We start from the raw sequence: 5,345 nt of genomic DNA, 5'->3' as shown, positions 1-5,345 counted from the left end.
CTCCGGTTTCGGTGCTGTATTCTATCCACAACAGCTGCCTGGTAACCCCTGGCCGTCTTAGCTCGGTATCGATATACAGCCAGTCCGGCGCGATAAGCTCCGGGGTGCGCATTCTGCGGGTGGGGAACAGCATCTTTTCCAGTTTTTCTGGCAAGAGCGCATCAGGCAATGGCCACGACAGAGATGCGGCGGTAAAACGGGAGAGTACCTCGTACACCGTGGAAGGGCTGACCCTGAGAGCGGCGGCGATGGTGCGATTAGACTGGTTGCGCTCAAATTTGAGTTTGAAGATCTGAAGACAAGTCCCCATGGTACTCCTGCTTTTTCTCTTTCTGGCCGTCGTTATCTCCATTTCAGTAGAAACTGCTAATGGATAGGAGGTTAAAAGAGTTAAGTCCCTGAGTGATCGATACGACGCGAATCAATGATCGACCTTTCATGCGAAATTGTGATCGATTGTCATGCGAATCACTGATCGATCACGATGCGAATATGCATATAGCCAAAAAACAGATAGGTCCCGGCGGCTAAGGCAAAGCTCGGCAGGGTGGTATACATAAGATGGCTGATGTGGCTGTAGAGATCGGTTTCAGCGACGATTGCGGCGAAATTGGTGGAATCAGACAGCGGTGATAGCTTATCGCCAAAATAGGCCCCTGAAACCACCGCACCCGCCGTGGCGGGTAAAGAGACATCAAGGCCAGCGGCGACGCCCATCAACGCCACCCCCGCGGTGCCCCATGAAGTGCCTGTGTAAACCGACGTTGCGCAGGTGATAAGAAAGGCCGTGATAACGATATATTGAGGGCTGATCAGTTTCAGTCCCCAATACACCATGTAAGGGATCGTGCCACTTAACATCCAGGCTCCGATCATGCCACCGACGCAGATCAATATTAGTATCACGGGCATCGCTTTGGCCAGTTTCGCGACAATTGCGTCTATGATCTCTACCCAGTGGTAGCCTTGCCAATAGGCAACGGCTATAGCGACTGCAGCCGAGACTAACAATAGCGACTCGATGGGTAATTTATACTGACCATAACCAATAACCAACAACATGAGTATGGCAACGATAGGAAGCAGTGCCAATCCCAGATTAAGTTCCTTTTTAGCTTTCATTTCTCACTCCGTTAAGCATGGAAGAGGCCAGCATAGTAAGAGAAAGGCAGCATAAATGTGATCCCGGACCGCTGTGGGTGTAACGGGTTTCATGTGTTTAATCACTGCGACGCGATTCGCATTTTTCTGGCTTGCTCCGTGCTGACAAAGCGGAATTAAACCTGCTTGACCGATGCCCGAGGGATAAGCTCAGCACAATAGGCATTGTTTTGTGGGAGCCCGACGATACCGGCATTAAGTTGTAACGCCAGCGTCGCGGCACGGCGTGCCATTTTCTCGATGGGATTATGCATGGTCGTCAAGGTCGGGTGCAGATATTTGGCCCAGGCAATGTCATCGAAGCCCACTAGGGAGATGTCGTCGGGGACGCGAACCTGGTGGTAGTGAAAGGTTCGCATGATGCCAGCGGCCATGACATCATTAAAGGTGACCAACGCCGTGAAGTTAAGCCCGGACTGTAACAGTTTCTCTGCTGCTAGCTCACCCCCGTTTTCATTAAAGGGAACGCTGATGATCCAGTCATCTGCTACCGGAATCCCAGCGATGTCCATGGCTTTGCGGTAACCTTCGACGCGGTTAGTTCTATCTTCGATGGGAATATCTGCCGTTATGCAGGCTATTTTCCGATGACCATGTTGAATGAGCTGATTAGTTGCGGCCTGAGCGGCACTGACATTGTCCAGCCACACACAGCGATTGGCGATGATCGGTAAATAGCGATTAATCACCACCAATGCAGGCGTATGGGCGGCATAGCGCAAGATATCCTCTTCATTCATTCGGGGAAGATGAGCGACAATGGCTTCACACCCCTGATTAATCAGTAAATCAAGCCCGGCTTTTTCCTGCTCGGCGCGATGCCCGCCGCTACAAACGACCAACTGTACTCTGGCTTTACGCGTGGTATCCTCAATGCCCCACGCCATACGCGAGAAGAAGGGATCATCCAGGTTGCCGGTAAGCAGCCCGAGTGTCTTGCCACTCCTTTTCGCCATGGCGTGTGCGGTAACATTGCGCTGATAGTTGAACTCACGCATCGCCGTTTCAACCCGTTCGCGAGTAACCGGCTTAACGTAAACGTTGTTGTTGATTACTCGACATACCGTTGCCGCAGAAACACCCGCATGGCGGGCTACATCCTTCATTGTCGCCATGATAACTCCCCGTCATTGCATTGAGAGCTACTTTGTTATCATAGTTAATTGTGCTAGCCCAACATCGCACCCTGTAATTTTTAATGGCTCATTGAGCTTTCGTTATTCAATTTTTTCAGCAGGGCGACTGCAACGGCTTCTGAACTGGCCGGGTTCTGTCCTGTGATCAGATAGCCATCTTCCACGACGAACGGCATCCAGTCGGCACTTTTTTGGTAATGTGCACCAGCAGCAATAAAGGTATCTTCGATTAAAAACGGGACGACATGGGTTAACTCAACGGCCTCTTCTTCGCTATTGGTGAAGCCGGTAACGTTACGTCCTTTGATGAGCAGATCGCCCGTCGCGGAAGTAACCTTACGCAGCACACCCGGTGCATGGCAGACAAGGGCCACTGGTTTCCCGGTGCGATCGAACGATTCAATCAGGGCAATCGATATTGATGACTCCGCAAGATCCCATAGCGAGCCGTGGCCGCAAGGATAGAACACGGTGTCAAAATCCTCCTGAGATACGGTTTCCAGTTTGACCGTTTGAGAAAGCGCGTCCTGTGCGTCTTTATCCGCTTTAAAACGCGCCGTCAGCGCTGTCTGAAATTCAGGAAGATCGCTTTTGGGATCCAGTGGCGGCTGGCCACCGGCCGGTGAGGAGAGAACCACTTCAGCCCCCGCATCTTTAAAGACATAGTAGGGCGCGGCAAACTCCTCCAACCAAAAGTCTGTTTTCTTTCCCGTGTTGCCCAGTTCGGCATGGGATGTCAGAACCATTAACATTTTCATTGTTAACCTCGATAGTGCTGGTGCAGGTGAATTAGTTGTTCAGGAACGCTTCGGCAACAGCAGCTTTATCCTGATAAGGCGCACGAAGACGAAGACTGGTCATGCCGGCGCTGTCCTGAACAACAACCGGTTTTGCATGACTGAAACGCCTGAAACCATGGATACCGTGATATGCACCGGTTCCTGAAGCCCCGATGCCGCCAAAGGGTAGGCTATCGATTGCAGCATGAGTCATGACATCGTTGATGACCAAGGCGCCAGACGTTGTCCTTGTGGCGATTTGGCGTTGACGCTCCGCGTCAACGCCAAAGTAGTAGGCAGCGAGTGGACACGGGCCCGCGTATGTTTTTAATGGCAGGAGTGGCCCGAAGATCTCTTCCTACATCACGAGCATCTCTTCTGTGACGCCAAGAATAAGATGCGGCGCGATCTTTCTGCTGTGCGGATCAAAATCAGGTTCGTTATCGGGAGATAGACTGATGATGTTAGCACCCTTGCGGGTAGCATCGTCCAGCAGCATGAGTAATCGTTGATAATGTCTGTCGTTAATAATAGCGACGTAATCCGTATTGCGCTGAAGCGTTGGGTAGCTCTCGTGCATAAAACGTTTTGCCGCATCGACAAAGCCCGCTTCGGATGATTCCGGCAGCAGGACATAATCCGGGGAGATGCAGATTTGTCCGGCATTAAATGTCTTTATCGTCAGTATCCGTTCGGCGGCGATGCTGATGCCAGCATCGGTATCCAACACTACCGGGGATTTTCCTCCCAGTTCAAGCGTAACGGGAACCAGATTTTCGGCAGCCGCGCGCATGACGTGACGGCCAACCTCCGTGCTGCCGGTAAAGACCAGATGATCGAACGGTAACTGACTAAACGCCCGACCTACATCCGCATCACCAAACACCACCACGAGCTCATTCGAATCAAAGTAATGAGGGACCAGCTCTGCAAGCAATTCAGAGGTAAAAGGCGTCAGCTCGGAGGGTTTCAGCATCGCGGTGTTGCCCGCGGCAAATATACCCGCCAGCGGACCGAAGGAGAGGTTTATCGGAAAATTCCACGGGCTGATAATGCCCACCACGCCCAGCGGCTGTGGTTCGATCCAGGCCTACATTCCAGGAACCGGTACCTTGGCTGCTTCCGGTTGCATCCATTGCTCCAGCTTTTCGGCGGAATGCGTCAACATATTGATGGTGGTTATCAGATCGGCGGCCTGCGTCTGATAGCCGCTGCGATGACCAAAATCGCGCCCTATCGCATCGGTCAGAGTCACATGGTTGTCACGAACCAAGGCGGCGCTGCGAATAAGACGATCGCGGCGTAATGCAGCCGTAGCGGGCTCATTCTGTCGATGGTACTTCTTCATGGCGTCAAGGATGTGTGATAACGCCTGATAATAATGTTGTTCGCTCATGTGACTTTCCTGTTGGTACGGCGGTTTCGTGGGGTGAAAACAGCATAAAGTTTCTGGATGTTTACGGATAACAACGCTATTTTGTCAGTGGTATAAATCAATTTATGGGCAAGCTATCTCATTGTTGCGTCTACGGACTTTCATCGAGGTGTACCGGAAACGCTCGATTTCGGGGGCGGCACGGATGTTGAACCTGACTCAGCCTGCGGTCTCTCAGCACATCATCGGCCTTGAAGTAGCCATCGGAAGGCCCCTGTTTGAGCGTCAACCGCAGGGGGTTAAACCGACTGTGGTCGCTGACGATCTGGCGGCGGATATCGGCAATAAACTGGATGATGCTGAATCCGCGCTTGCCTCAGCAAGGGCAAGATCCATGGATGTTGCGGGAACGCTACAGATCATTGGTCATTCTGACTTTATTGCAGAGAAATTGGCGGGGGAACTGCTGCCGTTACTGGAAAGTGGTATTCGCGTGCATTTGCATGCCGGAGATGGTCCGATGGTTTCCCAGATGGTGATAGAAGGGCACTGCGATTTGGGTATCACGGCGCATCCGGTCACCGATGCGCGATTAAAGGGGGATGTCATATTTAGCGATCGCGTGATCGCGATTGCATCGCCAACCCTTGCCGAACGCCTGAATAACAGTGAACATTTTGGCCGGGATTTATTGAGGCTTTGTTGAATAAATATATTTTATGCTGGCAGACCAGTGAAACGACGGATCCTCGCAACGGCTTTGTTGAATAAATCAGAACTTGTAACGACTGCGCCCCATACGGGTCGATTGTTACGTGATGCGAATACTGTTCGGCATTCCTAATAGCGTGATCCGGTTAAGCGCTTTGACCATGGCCATGGCTTCACCCACCT

2 protein-coding genes and 5 pseudogenes are annotated in these 5,345 nt (G+C 51.8%); 1 reads left to right on the top strand and 6 read right to left on the bottom strand.

Annotated features, from left to right (window positions below):
* The 5 genes and pseudogenes from QZ506_RS07785 to QZ506_RS07765 all read right to left on the bottom strand — a co-directional run.
* A pseudogene (locus tag QZ506_RS07785) lies at window positions 1-310 on the bottom strand (IS21 family transposase); the annotation flags it as partial.
* A gap of 179 nt (window positions 311-489) precedes the next feature.
* Window positions 490-1,122: pseudogene (locus QZ506_RS07780) on the bottom strand (Na+/H+ antiporter NhaC family protein); the annotation flags it as partial.
* A gap of 155 nt (window positions 1,123-1,277) precedes the next feature.
* Window positions 1,278-2,276, bottom strand: coding sequence for a LacI family DNA-binding transcriptional regulator (locus QZ506_RS07775; RefSeq protein WP_291970210.1), 999 nt, complete (start codon window positions 2,274-2,276; stop codon window positions 1,278-1,280).
* An 80-nt stretch (window positions 2,277-2,356) separates the two neighbouring features.
* Complete coding sequence (locus QZ506_RS07770) at window positions 2,357-3,055, bottom strand: type 1 glutamine amidotransferase domain-containing protein (protein ID WP_291970208.1); 699 nt, start codon at window positions 3,053-3,055, stop codon at window positions 2,357-2,359.
* A gap of 31 nt (window positions 3,056-3,086) precedes the next feature.
* Window positions 3,087-4,472, bottom strand: a pseudogene (locus tag QZ506_RS07765) (coniferyl aldehyde dehydrogenase).
* A gap of 115 nt (window positions 4,473-4,587) precedes the next feature.
* On the opposite strand from QZ506_RS07765, the pseudogene QZ506_RS07760 reads away from it, so the two are divergent.
* Window positions 4,588-5,112: pseudogene (locus tag QZ506_RS07760) on the top strand (LysR family transcriptional regulator); the annotation flags it as partial.
* 150 nt (window positions 5,113-5,262) lie between these two features.
* Here the strand turns inward: QZ506_RS07760 and QZ506_RS07755 are convergent.
* Window positions 5,263-5,345 (bottom strand): annotated as a pseudogene (locus QZ506_RS07755) (lipoprotein); the annotation flags it as partial.

Origin of the sequence: Candidatus Symbiopectobacterium sp. (assembly GCF_020054415.1) — a bacterium.
GTDB lineage: Bacteria > Pseudomonadota > Gammaproteobacteria > Enterobacterales > Enterobacteriaceae > Symbiopectobacterium.
Note: the sequence above shows the minus strand (reverse complement) of the source record. Positions and strands in the feature narration are given on the sequence as shown.